Origin of the sequence: Streptomyces milbemycinicus, from assembly GCF_002154605.1 — a bacterium.
Lineage (GTDB): Bacteria > Actinomycetota > Actinomycetes > Streptomycetales > Streptomycetaceae > Streptomyces > Streptomyces milbemycinicus.
Genome location: NZ_MUNE01000490.1, coordinates 1 through 3,543 on the forward strand (window position 1 = coordinate 1; position 3,543 = coordinate 3,543).

The 3,543-nt window shown below is 75.8% G+C and carries 4 protein-coding genes; 2 read left to right on the top strand and 2 right to left on the bottom strand.

Features of this window, described 5'->3' with window-relative positions; translation table 11 throughout:
• Both CCN51_RS34890 and CCN51_RS34895 read right to left on the bottom strand, forming a co-directional pair.
• Window positions 1–546 (bottom strand): DUF5682 family protein (locus tag CCN51_RS34890; protein ID WP_245881732.1); only part of this gene is annotated, 546 nt, incomplete at its 3' end.
• A 50-nt stretch (window positions 547–596) separates the two neighbouring features.
• Complete coding sequence (locus CCN51_RS34895) at window positions 597–1,667, bottom strand: ATP-binding protein (RefSeq protein WP_106436639.1); 1,071 nt, start codon at window positions 1,665–1,667, stop codon at window positions 597–599.
• A gap of 275 nt (window positions 1,668–1,942) precedes the next feature.
• Here CCN51_RS34895 and CCN51_RS34900 point away from each other — a divergent pair, with 275 nt between their 5' ends.
• Window positions 1,943–3,388 carry an SWIM zinc finger family protein gene (locus CCN51_RS34900; RefSeq protein ID WP_055413956.1) on the top strand — a complete coding sequence of 482 codons (1,446 nt, stop codon included), beginning with the start codon at window positions 1,943–1,945 and terminating at the stop codon, window positions 3,386–3,388.
• A partial coding sequence (locus CCN51_RS58185) for a DUF5691 domain-containing protein (protein WP_483883456.1) occupies window positions 3,283–3,543 on the top strand: 261 nt, incomplete at its 3' end. The genes CCN51_RS34900 and CCN51_RS58185, both read left to right, overlap by 106 nt.

Sequence of the window (3,543 nt, forward strand, 5' to 3'; positions counted from 1 at the left end):
CGCCGGCCCCGCGCCGCCCGCCGACCCCGCGCCGCCCGCCGTATCCGCGCCCGGGCCCAGGCCACGGTGCTCGACGACGTCCTCCCACCACCGCTCCGGCTCCTCGTATCCGGCGGCCTCCGCGAGCACCGCGAGCGGATCCACCCGCAACCGCCCGGCCGGATCCCTCTCCGACCCGGCCTCCCCATCCGCATCCGCACCCGTACGGGCCGCCAGGGCCAGGGAGTTCGTCGCCGGGAGGTCGATGAACCGTACGGGAACGCCGCGGGACAGGGCCCACTGGATGGCCACCCACTCCGGCGAGAACTCGGCCAGCGGCCAGAACGCGGCCTGCCCCGGGTCGCTCACCGCGTGGGCGAGCAGGGCCACGGGAGGCCGCATGCCCTCCTCCGCGGCGAAGTCGACGAGCGCGTCCGCCTCCGGTGGTCCCTCGATGAGCACGGCGCCGGGCTCGCATGCGTCGAGCGCCGCCCGTACCGCCCGCGCGGAGCCCGGGCCGTGGTGCCGTACGCCCAGGAGCAGCGGCCACGGCGGCTCGGCCGACACCGCCCGAGGGCCGGGCGGGGACGCCGCGCGGTCCTGGGTGGCGGCGGCACTCACGCGCTCACCTCGCGGCACGCGCGGTAGAAGTCCTTCCAGCCGTCGCGCTCGCGGACCACCGTCTCCAGGTACTCCTGCCAGATGACGCGGTCCGCCGCCGGGTCGCGGACCACCGCGCCCAGGATGCCCGCGGCCACGTCGCCCGCCCGCAGAACGCCGTCGCCGAAGTGGGCGGCGAGCGCGAGTCCGCCGGTGACCACGGAGATCGCCTCGGCCGTCGACAGCGTGCCCGACGGCGACTTGAGCTTGGTGCGCCCGTCTTCCGTCGTCCCTCCCCGCAGCTCGCGGAAGACCGTGACCACCCGGCGGATCTCGGCCACGCCCTCGGGAGCCGGGGGCAGGTCCAGCGAGCGGCCGATCTGGGCCACTCGGCGGGCCACGATGTCGACCTCCTCCTCCGCGGTCGCGGGCAGCGGCAGCACGACCGTGTTGAACCGGCGGCGCAGGGCGCTGGAGAGCTCGTTGACCCCCCGGTCGCGGTCGTTGGCCGTGGCGATCAGATTGAAGCCGCGGACCGCCTGGACCTCCTGCCCCAGCTCCGGGATCGGCAGGATCTTCTCCGAGAGAACGGTGATCAGCGTGTCCTGGACGTCGGCCGGGATACGGGTCAGCTCCTCCACGCGCGCGGTCATGCCCTCGGCCATCGCCCGCATCACCGGGCTCGGCACCAGCGCCTCGCGGCTGGGGCCGTGGGCGAGGAGCTGGGCGTAGTTCCAGCCGTAGCGGATGGCTTCCTCGGGCGTGCCCGCGGTGCCCTGGACCAGCAGCGTCGAATCGCCGCTGACCGCCGCCGCCAAGTGCTCGGAGACCCATGTCTTGGCCGTGCCGGGCACCCCCAGCAGGAGCAGCGCGCGATCGGTGGCGAGGGTCGTGACAGCGACCTCGACGATACGGCGGGGGCCCACGTACTTGGGCGTGATCACGGTGCCGTCCGGCAGCGTGCCGCCGAGCAGATACGTCGCGACCGCCCACGGCGACAGGCGCCAGCGGGCGGGCCGCGGGCGGTCGTCGGCCGCGGCGAGCGCCTTGAGCTCGTCGGCGAAGGCGTCCTCGGCGTGCGGGCGCAGGGCCTCGCCCCCGGCGGCTTGGGCCGCCTGGGTGACATCGGCGGTTTTGGCAGTGTCGGCGGCGTCGGTGCCGCCACAGATCTCGGCGGTCTCAGCGGTCTCGGCGCTCTCGTCTCCGCTGGGCACAGGCACGGTCACAGCTCCCCCACGACTCGTCTCTCCGTCCGTTTCCGGACCCGTCCACCACCCTGCACCACACCACTGACAACCAGCCCGCCCGCCAACAAACCCGCAGGTCAAGGCCGTTGTCAGTGGGTGCCCGTACCGTCGAGGACATGAATGCGCAGGGGGAACGCTGGACGGCGGAGCAGGTGCTGGCCCTGGCTCCTGACGCCGCTTCACGCAAGGCGGGCGGCAAGCTCGCCGCGCCCGGCCCGTGGTCGGGCGCGGGGGCGCATGGCCAGGGCGTGTGGGGGCTGTGCGCGGGCAGCGGCAGCAAGCCGTATCAGACCGTCATCGACCTGGACGGACCGGGCTATCGCTGCAGCTGCCCGAGCCGCAAGTTCCCCTGCAAGCACGCGCTCGGCCTGCTGCTCCTGTGGGCGGGCGGTGGGGGCGTTCCGGAGGCCGAGGGACCGCCCGAATGGGCCGGGCAGTGGCTCAGCGAGCGGCGGGAGCGCGCCGAGCGCGCGGCGTCAACGGCCGTCGCCGGGGCCGCGGACGGAGCCGACGGAGACGCTGGGGGGCGGAAGGAATCGGGCGGCGTCGCCGATCCGGAGGCGGCCCGGCGGCGGGCCGAGCGGCGCGCCCAGCGCATCGCCGCGGGCGCCACCGAACTGGAGCAGCGCCTGGCGGATCTGCTCCGCGAGGGCCTGGCCGGCGCCGACCACACCGGTTATGCGACATGGGACGAGACGGCCGCGCGCATGGTGGACGCGCAGGCGCCCGGCCTGGAGACGCGGGTGCGGGAGCTGGGCGCCATCCCGTCCTCAGGGCCGGGCTGGCCCGCGCGCCTGCTGGAGGAGTGCGCCCTGCTCCACCTGCTGAACCAGGGCTTCTTGCGCCTGGACCGGCTCCCGGAGGCGCTGGCCACCACGGCCCGCTCGCGCGTCGGCCTCACCACGACCACGGCCGAGCTGCTGGCCTCCGGCACCGCCGTCCGGGACCGCTGGCTCGTCCTCGGCCAGCAGGACAGCGCCGACGGCAAGCTGACGACGCGCCGGATCTGGCTGCGCGGCCAGGACACGGGCCGCATGGCCCTGCTGCTCTCCTTCGGCGCGGCCGGGCACTCCCCCGAACTGGCCCTGCCGGTCGGCATCGTGCTGGACGCCGACCTCACGTACTACCCGGCCGGGCGCCCACTGCGCGCCGCGCTCGGCACCCGCCGCCCGGACCCTCCGCCGTTGCCCGCGCCCTCGCCCCCGGTGCCGCCGGGGAGTGACATCGTCTCGGCCCTGGCGGCGTACGGGGACGCGCTGCGCGAGGACCCCTGGCTGGACGCCTGGCCGGTCGTCCTCGCGGGGGTGACCCCGATCCCGGGCGGCGAGGAAGGCTGGCAGCTGGCGGACGCCCGGACCGGCTCCGCCCTGCCGATCGACCCCCGGTGCACGGGGCGTACGGACCTGTGGCAGCTGACCGCGATCTCGGGCGGCCGTCCCGTCACGGTCTTCGGCGAATGCGGCCACCGCGGGTTCGCCCCGATCACCACCTGGGATCCGGCGCCCGTCCCGCTCCAGAGCCCGTCCGGCACCGGATCGACACCGTATGGAGGCAGGCCGTGAGCACCGCCGCACCCTGGGACGACCTGGTCGCCGCCGCCCTGCTCGGCACCGAGCGCCGCACCCCGCCCATCACCCCGCGCCCCGGCCAGGACGCGCCCGCCGCCCTGCTGGACGCCGCCGCGCTCAGCACCGTACGGCGGCGGGCCGGGCTGTGC

Bases quoted from the DNA above. Each gene is read 5' to 3' on its own strand.
- CCN51_RS34900 (WP_055413956.1), top strand. From the start codon at position 1,943: ATGAATGCGCAGGGGGAACGCTGGACGGCGGAGCAGGTGCTGGCCCTG.